At 47.6% G+C, this 15,638-nt stretch carries 17 protein-coding genes; 7 read left to right on the forward strand and 10 right to left on the reverse strand.

The genetic code is table 11. The annotated features are described in order from the left end of the window. Window positions 1-54: 54 nt before the first annotated feature. From pstC to pstB, 3 genes are read left to right on the forward strand one after another with little or no spacing between them, the layout of a single operon-like run. Window positions 55-1,437 carry a phosphate ABC transporter permease subunit PstC gene (gene pstC / locus XMD530_RS06685; protein ID WP_173484184.1) on the forward strand — a complete coding sequence of 461 codons (1,383 nt, stop codon included), beginning with the start codon at window positions 55-57 and terminating at the stop codon, window positions 1,435-1,437. Beyond that, window positions 1,430-2,737: a phosphate ABC transporter permease PstA gene (gene pstA, locus XMD530_RS06690; RefSeq protein ID WP_173506916.1), complete on the forward strand. Its 1,308-nt coding sequence runs from the start codon at window positions 1,430-1,432 to the stop codon at window positions 2,735-2,737. The genes pstC and pstA overlap by 8 nt, the downstream gene beginning before the upstream one ends. Window positions 2,738-2,745: 8 nt before the next feature. Further along, window positions 2,746-3,588 (forward strand): phosphate ABC transporter ATP-binding protein PstB, encoded by an 843-nt coding sequence (gene pstB / locus XMD530_RS06695; RefSeq protein ID WP_173481839.1) that lies wholly within the window; start codon window positions 2,746-2,748, stop codon window positions 3,586-3,588. Here the strand turns inward: pstB and XMD530_RS06700 are convergent. Then, complete coding sequence (locus XMD530_RS06700) at window positions 3,585-5,096, reverse strand: exopolyphosphatase (protein WP_173481838.1); 1,512 nt, start codon at window positions 5,094-5,096, stop codon at window positions 3,585-3,587. The genes pstB and XMD530_RS06700 overlap by 4 nt on opposite strands. After that, window positions 5,080-7,149, reverse strand: coding sequence for a polyphosphate kinase 1 (gene ppk1 / locus XMD530_RS06705; RefSeq protein ID WP_173481837.1), 2,070 nt, complete (start codon window positions 7,147-7,149; stop codon window positions 5,080-5,082). The genes XMD530_RS06700 and ppk1 overlap by 17 nt, the downstream gene beginning before the upstream one ends. A 198-nt stretch (window positions 7,150-7,347) precedes the next feature. Between ppk1 and phoU the strand changes: the two genes are divergently transcribed. From phoU to phoR, 4 genes are all read left to right on the forward strand, one after another. Continuing rightward, window positions 7,348-8,067 carry a phosphate signaling complex protein PhoU gene (gene phoU, locus XMD530_RS06710; RefSeq protein WP_173481836.1) on the forward strand — a complete coding sequence of 240 codons (720 nt, stop codon included), beginning with the start codon at window positions 7,348-7,350 and terminating at the stop codon, window positions 8,065-8,067. A 105-nt stretch (window positions 8,068-8,172) separates the two neighbouring features. Then, window positions 8,173-9,033 (forward strand): 4-hydroxybenzoate octaprenyltransferase, encoded by an 861-nt coding sequence (gene ubiA, locus XMD530_RS06715; RefSeq protein ID WP_371731468.1) that lies wholly within the window; start codon window positions 8,173-8,175, stop codon window positions 9,031-9,033. 71 nt (window positions 9,034-9,104) lie between these two features. Continuing rightward, entirely contained in the window at window positions 9,105-9,800 is a 696-nt protein-coding gene (gene phoB, locus XMD530_RS06720; protein WP_173481835.1) for a phosphate regulon transcriptional regulator PhoB, read from the forward strand. Window positions 9,801-9,809: 9 nt separating this feature from the next. Beyond that, on the forward strand, window positions 9,810-11,096 hold the full coding sequence (gene phoR, locus XMD530_RS06725) for a phosphate regulon sensor histidine kinase PhoR (protein ID WP_173506159.1): 1,287 nt from the start codon (window positions 9,810-9,812) through the stop codon (window positions 11,094-11,096). A gap of 6 nt (window positions 11,097-11,102) precedes the next feature. On the opposite strand, the gene cysZ is transcribed toward phoR, so the two are convergent. The 8 genes from cysZ to hisH are packed head-to-tail and all read right to left on the reverse strand — an operon-like array spanning window position 11,103 to window position 15,635. Further along, entirely contained in the window at window positions 11,103-11,861 is a 759-nt protein-coding gene (cysZ, locus tag XMD530_RS06730) for a sulfate transporter CysZ (RefSeq protein ID WP_173481833.1), read from the reverse strand. 6 nt (window positions 11,862-11,867) lie between these two features. Next, entirely contained in the window at window positions 11,868-12,098 is a 231-nt protein-coding gene (locus tag XMD530_RS06735; RefSeq protein ID WP_173481832.1) for a hypothetical protein, read from the reverse strand. A 10-nt stretch (window positions 12,099-12,108) separates the two neighbouring features. Next, window positions 12,109-12,540, reverse strand: coding sequence for a hypothetical protein (locus XMD530_RS06740; protein WP_173482640.1), 432 nt, complete (start codon window positions 12,538-12,540; stop codon window positions 12,109-12,111). Then, on the reverse strand, window positions 12,537-12,809 hold the full coding sequence (locus XMD530_RS06745; protein ID WP_173481830.1) for a hypothetical protein: 273 nt from the start codon (window positions 12,807-12,809) through the stop codon (window positions 12,537-12,539). Before XMD530_RS06745 ends, XMD530_RS06740 begins: the two co-directional genes overlap by 4 nt. Beyond that, window positions 12,809-13,411 carry a DUF416 family protein gene (locus tag XMD530_RS06750; RefSeq protein WP_173506917.1) on the reverse strand — a complete coding sequence of 201 codons (603 nt, stop codon included), beginning with the start codon at window positions 13,409-13,411 and terminating at the stop codon, window positions 12,809-12,811. Before XMD530_RS06750 ends, XMD530_RS06745 begins: the two co-directional genes overlap by 1 nt. Before the next feature lie 22 nt (window positions 13,412-13,433). Beyond that, on the reverse strand, window positions 13,434-14,207 hold the full coding sequence (gene hisF, locus XMD530_RS06755; RefSeq protein ID WP_173481828.1) for an imidazole glycerol phosphate synthase subunit HisF: 774 nt from the start codon (window positions 14,205-14,207) through the stop codon (window positions 13,434-13,436). 10 nt (window positions 14,208-14,217) lie between these two features. Beyond that, window positions 14,218-14,958, reverse strand: coding sequence for a 1-(5-phosphoribosyl)-5-[(5-phosphoribosylamino)methylideneamino]imidazole-4-carboxamide isomerase (gene hisA / locus XMD530_RS06760; protein WP_173499196.1), 741 nt, complete (start codon window positions 14,956-14,958; stop codon window positions 14,218-14,220). 26 nt (window positions 14,959-14,984) lie between these two features. Further along, window positions 14,985-15,635: an imidazole glycerol phosphate synthase subunit HisH gene (gene hisH / locus XMD530_RS06765; protein WP_173506918.1), complete on the reverse strand. Its 651-nt coding sequence runs from the start codon at window positions 15,633-15,635 to the stop codon at window positions 14,985-14,987. Between the last annotated feature and the right edge of the window lie 3 nt (window positions 15,636-15,638).

Genomic DNA, 15,638 nt, shown 5'->3' on the forward strand with positions numbered 1-15,638 from the left:
AAATTAATCCGGCCTGTATTACAGGCCGGATTTTGCAGCATTTGAGATACTGAAATGACACTGACTTCGTTGCTAATTATTTTAACAGTCATCAGTCTCGCCTTTTACTTCATAGCTAAAAGGACGGTTCTTATCGCTCGATCAAATGGGCAGGTATTCCACTCACTTCCGAACTACTATGGCCTTTGGGCTGGCTCTTTAGCCTTCTTCCCAGCGGTTGTTGTATTGATTCTCTGGTCTATCATCGATATTCAGCTGTTCCAGAGCTGGGTGCGTGATTTCTATCCTCCTGAAATCCTTGCTGCCGGTGGCTCACAAGCCATTGTGGCGCTCGCCAAGGTAGAAAACATAGTCGCAGGCATCCGTTTTGGTGAACCTGAAGCATGGGTTCTGCAAGCAGGAGATGCTTGGATTGGCTGGGCTGCAACCTCTACGATGCTGAAATCAGCCGTGGTATTAGGCCTAGCAACTGTGTGTGGTCTAATCGCTTACCGTCAGATCGATTCCGATTTTCGTGCACGTAACGGTGTAGAAAAGCTGATCTCATACGGTCTGATTGCAGCATCGACTATCGCGATACTAACAACCATTGGTATCGTACTGTCTGTACTGTTTGAAACCATTCGATTCTTCCAACTGGTACCGCCAACTGATTTCATCTTTGGTACCGAGTGGAACCCTCAATTCGAAGGCGCAGAGCGCGCTGGATCGGGTGGAGGTGAAGCTAAATACGGTATGCTTCCGATGTTTGCCGGCACCTTATTAATCTCATCTATCGCGATCATCGTTGCAGTGCCTGTCGGTCTAGCCAGTGCGGTCTATCTAGCAGAGTATGCATCACCCAAAGTACGCTCTACTGTTAAACCGCTTCTTGAGATTCTTGCCGGCGTACCCACTGTGGTTTATGGCTTCTTCGCAGCCTTAACTGTTGCACCTGCTATCAAAGGGTTGGGGGAATCATTAGGTCTTACTGTTGCGTCTGAATCAGCACTCGCGGCAGGTCTCGTCATGGGCGTTATGATCATTCCATTCGTCTCATCACTTTCAGATGACGTGATTAACGCTGTACCTCAATCACTTCGTGATGCAGCTTACGGACTGGGCTCAACAAAAAGCGAGACGACTCGCCAAGTAGTTCTTCCTGCGGCCCTACCGGGTATTGTTGCGGCCGTCATTCTTGCGGTGTCTCGTGCAGTCGGTGAGACCATGATCGTAGTAATGGCTGCGGGCCTAGCGGCTAACCTTTCGTTCAACCCTCTCGATGCTGTCACAACGGTGACATCTCAGATCGTTACAATTCTGGTCGGTGACCAAGAGTTTGAGTCGGCGAAAACACTATCAGCATTTGCGCTATCTACGATGCTGATTATTTTGACCTTGGGTCTAAACTTCTTCGCCCTTCAAATTGTTAAGAAGTACAGGGAACAATATGACTAACAAGGCATTCAAAGGCCTCTCACCTCAAGAGGCGACTGCGCGCGTTGAAGCGTCACTTAAACAACGTCGCAAGAAAGAGAAGCGCTTTCGTCTGATGGGCTTATCGGCTGTTGGCTTAGCGTTAACATTCCTAGTCATTCTGTTCTCGGGCATCTTAACGAAAGGCTTGCCAGGTATGTTCCAGCACTACGTTCAGCTGGATGTGGTATTGGACAAAGCGCGTCTTGACCCACAAGGTGATATGTCAGATGCCTCGCTTTTCTCGGGCGATGCCGACAAAATTATTTTGGAAGCCTCACTGGCCTCTATTGGTGAAGAGGGAGGCCGAAAAACCAAGAAGGCCCTTCGTAAGATGGTCTCTTCGGGTGGCTCACAGCGCCTGATCGATTTCGTAAAGGCGAACCCTGAACTGATGGGGACAACCCAAACGATTAAGTTTGCTGTGGATGATGATATCGACTCGTTCCTGCGTGGATTCATTAAACGTGAGACCCCAGAAAAGGATCGTCGAATCAACGACTTCACCATTGAGATCGTAGATAAGTGGCAAGAAGCCGGTTTAATCAGCTACGAGTTAAGTGACTACCTGTTCTTCGGTTCTGCATCGCGTGATGCAGAGATGGCAGGCATCAAAGGAGCGCTTTTTGGATCGCTCCTGACCCTGGCTATCTGTGTCAGCATCGCCTTCCCTCTTGGGGTTGCAGCAGCCGTCTATCTTGAAGAGATTGCTCCGAAAAACCGCTGGACTGAGATCATTGAGATCAATATCAACAACCTAGCGGCAGTGCCTTCAGTGGTGTTCGGTATCATGGGCTTGGCGATCTTCATCGTCACCTTTGGTATGCCACGATCTATTCCACTAGTAGGTGGTATCGTACTGGCTCTGATGACTCTGCCGACGATTATCATCTCCTCTCGCGCGGCGATTCGTGCAGTACCACCGAGTATTCGTGATGCCGCATTGGGTATTGGCGCATCGAAAATGCAGACCATTTTCCACCACGTTATCCCACTTGCGATGCCAGGCATGCTGACGGGTACCATCATTGGTATGGCGCAAGCTCTAGGTGAGACGGCACCACTGTTGATGATTGGTATGGTGGCCTTCATTGTTGATATTCCTGGTGGCTTTACCGACCCTGCGACGGTACTACCGGTTCAAATCTTTATGTGGGCTGACTTTGCAGAGCGAATGTTTATTCAGAAAACCAGTGCTGCAATCATCGTACTACTGGCCTTCCTTATCACGATGAACGCCGCTGCAATCATGCTTCGTAAGAAGCTAGAGCGTCGTTGGTAAGCGAAAAAATGAACGAATCTAAAGACTTAAACAATTCAACGGACAAGAAGATGGAAAACAGTAATATCAAAACGACGGGTAATGTGTTTGTTGAAAACCCGCGCATGACTGCTCGTAATGTTGACGTTTACTACGGCGACAAACATGCCATCAATGATGTCACCATCGATATTGGTGAGCAGGAAGTCATTGCTTTCATCGGCCCATCCGGCTGTGGTAAATCAACCTTCCTTCGTACCTTGAACCGTATGAACGATACCATCGATATCTGTCGAGTAGAGGGTACTATCGCATTGGATGGCCAGGATATTTACGCGCCATCCGTGGACGTTGTACCACTTCGTGCGCGTGTCGGCATGGTTTTCCAAAAGCCAAACCCATTCCCTAAATCGATCTACGACAACATTGCTTACGGTCCTCGTATTCATGGCTTAACGAAAAGCAAAAGTGAATTGGACGACATCGTAGAGTCAGCACTAGAGAAAGCGGGCCTTTGGAACGAAGTTAAAGATCGTCTAGATCAACCGGGTACAGGCCTATCGGGCGGTCAACAGCAGCGTCTATGCATCGCACGCGCTATTGCGGTAAGCCCAGAGGTCATTCTTATGGATGAGCCTTGTTCCGCACTGGACCCTATTGCGACAGCAAAGGTTGAAGAGTTGATCGAAGAGCTTAAAAGTCAGTACACCATCGTTATCGTCACGCACTCAATGCAACAGGCAGCGCGTGTCTCTGATCGTACAGCCTACTTCCACCTGGGTGATCTGATTGAGGTGGGTAATACTGAACAGATCTTCACCAACCCATCACACCAGCTAACGCAGGATTACATTACAGGCCGTTTTGGTTAGAGCAGAAATTCAATTCGCATATCGATGCCGTACTGTTTACAGAAAGACTCTTCCCGCTCCAGATCCGCAATCAGGAGTGGATATTCATCACTGACCTCTGCATCTAATGAGAGGGTGAGTCGTTCGCCATCGAATTCAATTTTAGGTACTTCAGGGTACTCGCTGCTTCGACTTAGGTGCCAGATAACAGAGATACGTAAAATCAGAATCAACGCGATGGCATGTTTTTTGGATAGCATGCCAAGGTTGGTCACTAGGGACTTTTTAATCTTTTTACGATGCAATCGAACCATTAGCGCGACCAGCTTTTGCTGGTCGAAACTAAAACCGGCTAGGTTTGAATGCTCTAAAATATAGGCTGAATGCTTCTGCAAACCACTTGAATTTAGGTTTAGTCCTACCTCATGTGTCAGTGCCGCATATTGCAGGTAACGACGAGTAAAAACCGGAAGTCGTAATTCTGGAGCTAACTGCCGCCAAAGTTTCGTTGCGGTATCACTGACTCGCTCCGCATGCTTGGTATCAACGTGGTAACGTGCCATCAATGAGCGAATCGCACGCGTTCTAGTATCCTGCTGATCACCCGATGACGCCGTAAACTCTCCCAGCAAACCTTCACGTAACGCACCAGAGGAAAACTTGGCTTGCTCAATCTCGAGGCTAGAGAAAACGGCATCTAGAATCGCCAAACCACCAGCGAAAATCTGCAATCGTTGCTCACTAATGCCTTTTACAACTTTACTGGATAACTCATTTTTGACGACTAATTTACGTAAGGCTTTTATCGATTTAGCGGAAATCTCTTTCGGATCATAGCCCAAGTTTTCACTGGCTGTCGCTATCGCTTGTGCTGAACCTGAAGTACACCGGACTTGATTCCAACCGATGGATGCAAAGAGGGCAGAAAAGCGTTCCAGCTGCTGTTGCGCATAGAGCTTCGCTTTTTTATAAGAGGCCTTATCAACGCCTTTACTGAAGAAGGCCTCGGTAAAACTCACCGAACCCATAGTATGAGAGCGACCTAATTCCAAGCTATTCTCACGACCGAGTGCAACCTCAGTGGACCCGCCACCAATATCAATGACCAAGGTGTTACCCGCTAAGTGCTCTGAACTTGAAACACCCAAATGAACCAGGCGAGCCTCTTCTTGACCACTGATAATCTCGATGGGGTATGGAAAGACTTGTCTAGCAGAGGCAAGAAATTCACTGCGATTCTTAGCAATTCGCAAGGTGTGTGTACCGACCACGCGCACAGTACAGTTTGGAAAGGGCGTTAGTTGTTCAGCAAATGTCTTGAGTACTGCGACTCCTCGTTCGATAGCCTCTTCAGAGAGGTTATTTTTAGCGTCTAAACCCTCAGCCAAGCGAACACGCTCTTTGTGTTTAAAAAGGGGCTGCACATCATCGTGAAGTTGACGCACGACCAACATGTGAAAACTATTAGAACCTAGATCAATCGCTGCAAAGTGTCGTGATTCAGATTCAGAGTTATGCTTGTCGTTCACGAGAGCGCTCCAGCTGTTTTAAGTAGTCGTAAATCGCCATCTGTGAGCGTATTTTCTTACGATTGCCACGAGTTACATAATGATTGGCCTGCTCCGGGTCTAAGGCTCTAGCCTTAGTGTTATCTCGCCATTGTAGGTCGAGCTGGTCCTTAATGAGCTTACGAACATTTTTATCCAAAATTGGGCAACCGACTTCAATTCGGTGGTCGATGTTGCGAGTCATCCAGTCAGCAGAAGTTAAAAACATCTTTCGTTTACCACCAGCATAAAACAGTGACACACGAGCATGCTCAAGATAGCGATCGACAATACTGATGATTTTGATATTGTCACTCACGCCTGGTATACCGGCTAAAATGTTACACATTCCGCGAACAATTAGACGTATTTTGACTCCCGCCTGGCTCGCTTCATAAAGTTTATTAGAGAGTCCTTCGTCGACTAGATTATTCACTTTCAAAAAGATCTCGGCACGGTTGCCATTGCGTGCCGCTTCAATCTCATCATCAATCAATTGATTGATTGGGTCACGGCTGTAATTTGGACTAACTTGAAGATGTTTGAACTTGAAATTTTTGTAAGGATTGATAATAAAATCAAAGACTTTATCGAGCTCTTCTGTAATCTCAGGTCGTTTAGTAAACAGACCAAAATCAGTGTAAATTCGAGCAGTTTTCTCGTTCAAGTTACCGGTACTGATGTAACCATAAGCAACCTCTTCACCCTCCTCTTCTCGGACGACGTGAATTATTTTTGCATGACACTTAAGTGAGGCAACACCAAACTCAACAACAACCCCTGCCTCAGTAAGTTCACGTGCCCATTCAATATTCGCCTCTTCATCAAATCGTGCACTGAGCTCGACAATGACAATCACTTTTTTACCGTTCTTAACAGCCTCGATCAGTGATTTGAGAATCTGACTATTGTTCGCTACTCGATAAACCGTTACCTGTATCTGCTTAACAGCGGGATCGAACGACGCCGCACGCACAAAATCAGTCAAATAACGAAATTTATAGTAGGGGTAGTGGAGCAGAATGTCCTCTTTAGAGATCGCTTCGAATACATTCGATGCACTATCAAATTGATGACTATTCAGAGCCGAGAGCTTTTCGTTCTCTAGATAGCGAGGACCAACATTTGGAAAATTAATAAAGTCTTTAAAGTTTCGATAACGTCCGCTCGCAGTGGTTTCCGCATCGGGTTGTAGCCCCAAATTCTCACACATGAAGTCAAACATGTAATCAGGCATCATTTCGTCATAGACCAGTCGCACAGGCCTATTCGTATCACGCTGTTTGATGCCTTGAGACATTTTCTCTAGTAGGGATAACTCAACATCACGCTCTAAGTCATAATCCGCATCTCGCGTCACCTTAACGGCAAACATTTCGGTCGAGTCAAAATCGATAAAACCATCAAAGATATCGTCAACGCAATAGCGAATGGCGTTATCGAGCACGATGATTGGCTTTCGCCGCTGACCTTTGATTCGAGGCAGTTGGATAAATCGGTTGGTTTTATCAGAAGGAATTTCAAGAAGTGCATACTGAACTGAAGTCCCTTTTTTTAGGGCACACATCAGGTACGCATCTTCGTCATTCATGACGCTAGCAAGCTTGGTGTTCTCATTCACTAAGATGGGTGTGATGTGGTGCAGGACCTCATCTCGGAAGTATTTCCGTAACCAGCCACCCTCTTTCTCGTTCAACTGATCGTTATTGATCAGAAAGATATTGCGACGGGCGAGTCCCTTGATGACATCAATGTGGATGTCATTAAAACGATCTGCGAGAGTTTGTACCTTCTCATTCACTAGATGTAACAGGTTTTCAGCCGACATCCCTTTGGGTTCGACCTTGCCTAGTTGCTCAAGACGTAGGCGACGGTGCAAGTCTGCAACCCGAACTCTGAAAAACTCATCTAAATTGCTGGAGTAAATACCCAAAAAACGGACACGCTCAATGATGGGTACGTTTACATCCGCAGCTTCCTGCAGTACGCGTTCATTGAACGATAACCAACTTAACTCTTTTTCAATTAACTGCATTGCGTGTCCATTGGGCTTATCTCAACAGCCTAAAAAGCTTATTTCTTTGATAATCATAAGTTTTATCGCAAGGTAAGCCTACCCTTTAGAGATATATTTTCCTTTAACCAAATCGACACGAAACTGTCACAAATCTCTAACATTCTTTTGAAATACTAAAGGTAATTAGACCTAGTTGACCTAAAAAGAGGTTTTGTAATGCGCGACAGTGGCGAGATCTATTCGCAACACACATCAAATAAGTTCAACGAAGAGCTTGAGAGGCTTCGTTCCGAATTTTTAGAGATGGGCAGAACCGTTAAGCAGCAAGTCACTGACTCTTTGCATGCACTGCTCAATCAAGATATCTCACTGGCTGAATCAACTCGTGAGCTGGATCGAGAGACCAATCGCTTCGAAAATCAGATAGATAAAGCGTGTGAACAGATCATTGCGCTTCGCCAGCCAGCAGCCGTTGATTTAAGGCTGGTTCTGTCAATCAACCGTGCCATTGTTGATCTGGAGCGTATCGGAGATGAAGCCTCTCGCGTTGCCAAACAGGCCATCGATCTGTCAAATAATGAATCGAGTAGCAAAAGTCTTCATGAGGTCAGCCACATTGGTGAGATGGTCACAGACATGCTCAACTCAGTATTAATCGCTTTTGAAAATCGTGACATCGAATTAGCGTACAAAGTGGTCAAGAGTGATAAACATGTTGATCGTGAATACCAGTCGACCATGCGAGCTTTAATCACTTTCATGATGGAAGACTCACGCTCTATCAGTGGTGTGCTAAATATAATCTGGATCCTTCGTGCACTAGAACGAATCGGTGACCATGCCTGCAATTTGGCTGAGCAAGTCATCTACCAAGTCAGCGGTACCGATGTTCGTCACATGAAGACTAAAGAGATCAAAAAGATCGTTCGAGAGTAAGCTTGCGACTCTGCTTCTAACAAAGCCACCTTCAGGTGGCTTTGTTGTTTTAAGCACTCCCTCACTTCATACTACCACCTTAATTTAAAGATACTTGAGTCACTTGTGATCACTGCAGATAAACTCCATGCCGCATGGCAATTGATGCGAGCAGACAAACCGATTGGCACCTATCTCTTGTTATGGCCAACTCTCTGGGCTTTATGGATCGCCGCAGGTGGCTTACCCAGTTGGGATCTACTGTTTATCTTTACCTTTGGGGTATGGGTGACTCGTTCAGCCGGCTGCGTCATTAACGACTTTGCAGACCGCAAAGTGGATGGCCATGTAAAACGCACCTCCGAAAGGCCGCTACCAACGGGCCGCATTACTAGCAAAGAAGCCATTGGCTTGTTCGTCGGATTAATGCTGATCGCGTTTATCTTAGTGCTATTCACGAACAAAGCCGCGATCTTGCTATCGCCCATCGCTCTGTTATTAGCCTTCAGCTACCCCTTTATGAAGCGCTACACCCACTTCCCCCAAGTCGTTTTGGGTATGGCGTTTGGTTGGGGAATTCCGATGGCCTTTGCTGCAACCTTAGGCGAAGTGCCATTAGTCGGCTGGTTAGTCTTCCTTGCTAAAATTTTATGGACGGTCGCTTATGACACCATGTACGCCATGGTCGATCGGGATGATGATTTAAAGATAGGCATCAAATCGACAGCTGTATTTTTTGGCCAATACGATCGCATGGCTATAGCCGGCCTACAGATTGCTGCTCTTGCTGTACTGGTTTGGATTGGAATACTGGAATCCCTTGGAATCTATTTCTATCTTGGACTGATAGGTGCTGTAGGGTTCTTTATCTACCAGCACTGGCTGATAAAAGATCGTGAACGCATGCCCTGTTTCAAAGCATTTTTAAATAATCACTATGCTGAACTAGTTGTTTTGGTGGGATTAGCTGCTGATTACGCACTGTAAAACGTCATTGTCATCTTTTTGTAACGAAAGCATCATTTAATGAGGTCAATGAAACAGATGAGAGAGTTACCATGAGTCGTTCCAGACGCATACTGATCGTTGATGATGAATCCGCTATTCGTGAAATGATTGTAATGGCACTAGAGCTCGCCGGCTTTGAGACACTAGAGGCCTGTGATGCAAAAACAGCCCATGCCATGGTCATTGATGAAAAGCCTGACATGATGCTGCTCGATTGGATGATGCCTGGTACCAGCGGAATAGAGCTAGCCAAACGCCTTCGCAGCGACCCTACCACCAAAGACCTACCGATCATCATGCTGACGGCGAAAGCTGATGAAGACAATAAAATTCAGGGCCTTGAAGCGGGTATAGATGATTACATTACTAAGCCTTTTTCACCCAAAGAGCTGATCGCTCGCTTAAAAGCGGTTCTTAGAAGAAGCCTTCCCGAGAGTGATGAGGGCGCCATCTCAATCGGTGGGATTATTTTAGATCCAGTCTCACATCGGGTTTCGGATGCTTCCGGCCAGTCGCTCAATCTAGGTCCAACAGAGTTCAAACTGCTTCATCTGTTTATGACACATCAAGATAGAGCCTATTCCCGGGGCCAATTATTAGATATGGTTTGGGGCGGGAATGTCTATGTGGAGGAGCGAACAGTGGATGTGCACATTCGACGTCTTCGCAAAGCACTAGGGCCAGACCTTGGTAATTTAATCCAAACAGTTCGTGGTACAGGATACCGTTTTTCAACCAAACTCTAGGATAGATTTGTGACCGAATCGATAGCACGCCAACTACTTGGCCTTCTCAGCTTTACTCTTGCTGGTGCAGTTCTCGGTTTTTTTACAAGTCACAACCTAATACTGGGTGCATTATTTGGCTCTTTGCTTTGGTCGATATTGAGTTCGCTGCTGAACGCAAAGTTAGTCACTTGGCTAGACCAAAATCTCAGCTCGCCAGATCCTAAATTACCCTTTGAACAGGGGCGTATTGTTCGCTCGATAGCCAACTATCGGAATAAGACGGAAGCAGAATACGATGAGATCCATGCCGATATGGATCAGTTTCAAGCAGCCACCTCTGCCATGAAAGACGCCATCGTCATCATTGATAATCAAGACAATATTGAGTGGTGGAATAATGCCGCTGAAGAGATATTAGAGATAACCATTGAGCAGAAACATAAAAGGGTACAGGAGGTCTTTTCTGAACCTAATTTCTTAGAATTTTACTCTCAATCGTCTCATATCGCTTCATTCAAAGCAGACTCAGCAGACCAGAAAAGAGTGCTTGAGTACCGTGTAGAATCCTTTGGTGAAGGTGACAAAGTTCTCATTGTTAGGGATATCTCTGAGAGCGAAAAAATTGGCCTTATGCGTCATACCTTCTTAGCCAATGCGTCACACGAACTGAGAACTCCAATCACAGTTATTCATGGGTATCTGGAGACATTACAAGAGCAAGAGCTGCCCAAACCAATACAAAAAGCGATCCACTCTATGCAGTCTCAGAGCAGTCGTATGGCTGCTCTGATTGCTGACCTTCTAACCCTTTCTCGCTTGGAAACCAGCTCAGAAAATAAGAGCCGAAAGCCCATTTTCATTAGAGAAATGCTAGAAAGGATCACAGAAGAAGCAAAAGAGGTGTCAGGGCCAAAACAGCATCAAATCTCACTCGAAATGGACCAAGGCTTTGAGATTCTTGGTAATGAGGGCGAGGTACGCAGCGCTCTATCCAACCTCGTGTTCAATGCGGTCCGATATACTCCGGCTAACGGAGTAATTGATATAAAACTGAAATCCGTCGACACCAGTGTACTGTTTTCGGTGACCGATACCGGTGTCGGTATACCAGCAGAGCACATTCCAAGAATCACTGAACGCTTCTACAGAGTGGATGAAGGGCGATCCCGCGACAGTGGTGGTACAGGACTTGGACTGGCCATAGTGAAACACGTGTTGGTTCGGCACAATGCTAAGTTGGGAGTTACTAGTAAACCGGGTGAAGGCAGCCGATTTAGTGTGACCTTCCCTGAAAGTCGAGTGGTTAAGATTTAGCAGCGCTTACTTTAAACGCCCCTGCTCACCATCAGCTTCATACTCTTCCACCCAAAAGATCGTTGCGCCAATCACTGCCGCCGGCATCAAAATCAGATTCAGCAGGGGTACCAACATGCCAAGCTGTATCACCGAGCCTAGACTTAACGCAGACCAACGACGCTCTTTCAATAACCCCTTCATTCGCTTGAAGGTCAGGCCGTTGTTATCCATCGGGTAGTCGATGTATTGAATCGCCATCATCCACGCACTGAAGATGAACCAAAGCACTGGGGTCGCTAGGTTGATGAGCGGTATAAAGCCTAGAATCAACAAGAGCAAAACCCTTGGAATAAAGTACGCCAACTTAGCTAACTCACGCGCGAGGGTGCCGGGAATCATCTGCAATAGGCTGAGTTCATTGCTGATCGCATCGCCTCGCAGACGCTGCTCAACCCGTTCTGAAAGGATACCGTTGAATGGCGCGGCTATAAAGTTCGCAACAACCGAGAAGCCGTAATAGACCATCAGCACCAAGACCAGTGCGAAGATAGGCCATAAGAAGTAGATCAGATAATCCAACCAACCCCAATCAGGTAACCAGAGCGCGATTAGAGCATCAACCCAAGCAGAGAAGTTGGTCACCAGAAGATAGATCGCCCCAACAAAGATGACTGTATTGATCAGCAAAGGTACCAATACAAAGGCGCGAAGACCGGGCTCCGACAGCATTTTGAAACCGCGGCCTAGATAGGCCAACCCTGAGAAAGGCGAGTTCGTGCGCATGGTGAATTACGCTAGGAAGTTTAGGTAGACTCGAATCACAACCGCCAGAATCATGCCGCTCAGACCGATGCGGTTGATACGAAACTCGGTTGGGTTAAGTTTGAGTAGCGGCTCCCAAAAGCGAATGATCGCTTTCCAATCGCCACTGCGAGTTCCATACATGGCCAGAGAGATGATGTAGATGCCCAAGCCACCCCAGAATAGGAAGGGCTCCATCGCTGCTAAATAGTAGTTCATTCAATTGTCCTTATTGTGTTGCGCAGTGCTGCTGCTTTTGACGCATCAGAAGACGGCAGCCATCGCCGCGACTGTTCAGATCGTAGCAGGCAAAACGGGCCCACTCTTTCTCCTCTTCGGTCTTCTCTTCTTGGAACTCTGGCACCCCATCACAGAAGCTCTCTGCACGTTCGGCAACGCCCCAACAACCACGCAGATACTGGCCTGCATCTACGGTACAGGAGATGCTTAAGCACTCAGCAATCTGGCCAATGGCATCATCAAAACAAGCTGCGTCCGTTTTTACCCTACCCTGCTCTTCACCCTTAGCAAAAAACTCGGCAGCCGCCTGTTGTCGCTCTGAATTGAACGCTTCGAGCCAATCATCACCGGCAAACTCTACCCAGAGGTAGAAGCCGATGCCTGACATTAAAATAAGAGCCCAGATGATCTTTTTAATCACGCAACGTCTCGCTTATTGGGTTTATAGAGGCCAACGATGGTTAACAGAAGACCCAACACACTCAACAGCATGCCGCCGTTCACCAACAGTGGGTAGCGCACCATAAAAGGAATAAAAGGTTGTTCTGTCTGTGGATCACACTCTGAGAGAGCATAGTCGTAGAAACCACCGGTCGCCGTGCAGCTCTCGATCAAGTGCTGCTCGTACATGTAAGCCCCCATCAGTGCGAGGCTTGGAACAATCAGAAGAATAAGACCCAGTCTAAGCATTACTCTTCGTCGCTGATCCCTATATTTGAGATGCCTTGGTTTTCACCAAGCTCACGCAGTGCTGAAATGGTTGCAGCATTCTGTTTAGCGCCGTTTAGCTGTTCCAGAACTTCGCTCTGAAACGCATCTTCATCCAGCATCATGTCGTGTGAGTTGATCATGCGGATCAGCTCTTCATCTGACATCTGATCGTTCGCTTCAGCAAACTCAATGTAAGCCGATACGGTTTCATAAGAGAGGTTCGATACCGCAACCGCGTCGCTCGCCTCTTTCTCTAGCTTACACATCAGCGTTGAGTAGAGCGCCAGCATTGCATCGCGGGCAGGAATGGCACCAAAGGTGTCGAACTCATCGAGATCCACCAGGTTATCGTCTACATGGCCAAGCTGAACGTCGTAGTTTAGCTTGCTGCCGTTTTGAGCCAGTTCACCCCATACGCCATCAAGCACGGTGCGCATGCGATCTAAATCGCCAAACTCCATCAACTTGGAGAACAGCGCGAAGTTATTGAACATACGCTCGGTCAGCGCAGCAGAGAAGGCAACCTGCTGCCAGTGCTCAAGGTTACGAATCTCAGTTTCTAGTTCATTGGGATCTAGCATCGATGCCTACCTTTGCCGTTGATTAAAGACGTACTTCAATACCGCGCTCACGCATGTACGCTTTCGCTTCGGGTACTGTGTATTCGTTAAAGTGGAAAATAGAGGCGGCCAGCACTGCGTCGGCTTTGCCTTCGATGCAGCCATCAACCAAATGATCTAAGTTACCAACGCCACCTGATGCGATGACGGGAATGGTCACCGCTTCAGACACTGCTCGAGTCACGCCTAAATCATAACCACTTTTCACACCGTCTTGGTCCATGGAGGTCAGTAGAATCTCACCTGCACCAAGCTCTTCCATCTTTTGCGCCCATTCAACAGCGTCTAGGCCGGTTGGCTTACGGCCACCGTGGGTAAAGATCTCCCAGCGGCCCTCTTCATCTGGAGCAGAGACTCGTTTTGCATCAATCGCCACGACAATACACTGACTACCAAAACGATCCGCTGCCTCTTTCACAAACTCGGGGTTAAATACGGCTGCCGTATTAATAGAGACCTTATCAGCGCCAGCATTTAACAGCGTACGAATATCGTCACAGGTACGAACACCACCGCCAACGGTCAACGGAATAAACACTTGCGACGCCATACGCTCAACCGTATGCACCATCGTGTCACGGCCTTCATGACTGGCTGTGATATCCAAAAAGGTGATCTCATCAGCGCCCTGTTCGTCGTATCGACGGGCGACCTCAACTGGATCACCGGCATCACGAATATCGAGGAACTTAACGCCTTTAACGACGCGTCCGTTCTCGACGTCCAGACAAGGGATAATGCGCTTCGCTAGTGCCATCTATAAATCCTTACTTAGCCGTCAGCTGATCGCTAAGAGCCTGTGCTTCAGCCACATCCAGTGTGCCTTCGTAAATAGCACGGCCAGTAATCGCACCCAAAATGCCTTGGTCAGCCACTTCCGCCAATGCACGGATATCGTCGATGTTTGTGACACCACCTGAAGCGACAACAGGAATGCCGCCCTGTACTGCTAGATCAACGGTCGCCTCTACATTAACGCCCTGCATCATGCCGTCACGAGCGATATCGGTGTAGACAATTGAAGAGACGCCGTTGTCACGGAAACGCTTAGCCAGATCAACCGCCATGACGTCAGTCACTTCCGCCCAACCATCAATCGCAACGCGGCCATCTTGCGCATCAAGACCCACGATAATGTTGCCTGGGAAGGCTTTACACATCTCGGTAACAAACTCAGGCTCTTTAACCGCTTTAGTACCGATAATCACGTAAGAGACGCCGGCATCTAGGTAGGCTTCAATGGTCTCTGCAGAACGGATACCGCCGCCAATTTGAATCGGTAGATCAGGGTAGGCTTTAGCGATCTCACGCACGATACCACCATTGACTGGCTCGCCTGCGAACGCGCCATTCAAATCGACAAGGTGCAAGCGTCGACATCCCGCATCCACCCACTTAGCCGCCATATCAACGGGGTTGTCAGAGAATACGGTTGAGTCATCCATACGGCCCTGACGCAGGCGCACACATTTACCGTCTTTAAGATCAATCGCAGGGATAATTAACATTGAAGCTTTTCCTATGGGTGAACGACTTAAGCTTGGCCGTTCCAATTTACAAAATTCTTTAGAAGCTGAAGGCCCGCTTTCGAGCTCTTCTCTGGGTGGAACTGCGTAGCAAAGACATTATCCTTAGCCAAAGCCACATCAAAGTCGACACCGTAATTTGCGGTACCGGCAACCAGTGATTGCTCCGCCAACTTAACGTAGTAGCTGTGCACAAAGTAGAAACGTGTGTCGTTTTCAATGCCCTGCCAAAGTGGGTGATCGATGCTCTGCTGAACCTGATTCCAACCCATATGTGGCACTTTGAGCTTTTCGCTGTTGCCGTCTTTCAGATCTTTACCAAAGAAGTTAACACGGCCCTCAAACTCGCCTAAACACTCAACGCCGCCATTCTCTTCAGAGAAGTTAGTCAGTGCTTGGTAACCCACGCAGATACCTAGGAAGGGCTTTCCAGAACTGATCGCTTCACTGACCTCTTGATCCACACCAAGACGGCGCATCTCCGCGACACAATCGCGAATAGCGCCAACACCGGGCAGAAGGACACGATCCGCATCGCGCACCTTCTGTGGGTCAGCCGTCAACACGACCTGAGTGCCGTCGTTGGAAACCAGTTCAAGCGCTTTGGCAACCGAGTGCAGGTTACCCATACCGTAATCAATAACGGCAATCGTGCTCATAAC

Source organism: Marinobacterium sp. xm-d-530 (genome assembly GCF_013283365.1).
Lineage (GTDB): Bacteria > Pseudomonadota > Gammaproteobacteria > Pseudomonadales > Balneatricaceae > Marinobacterium_E.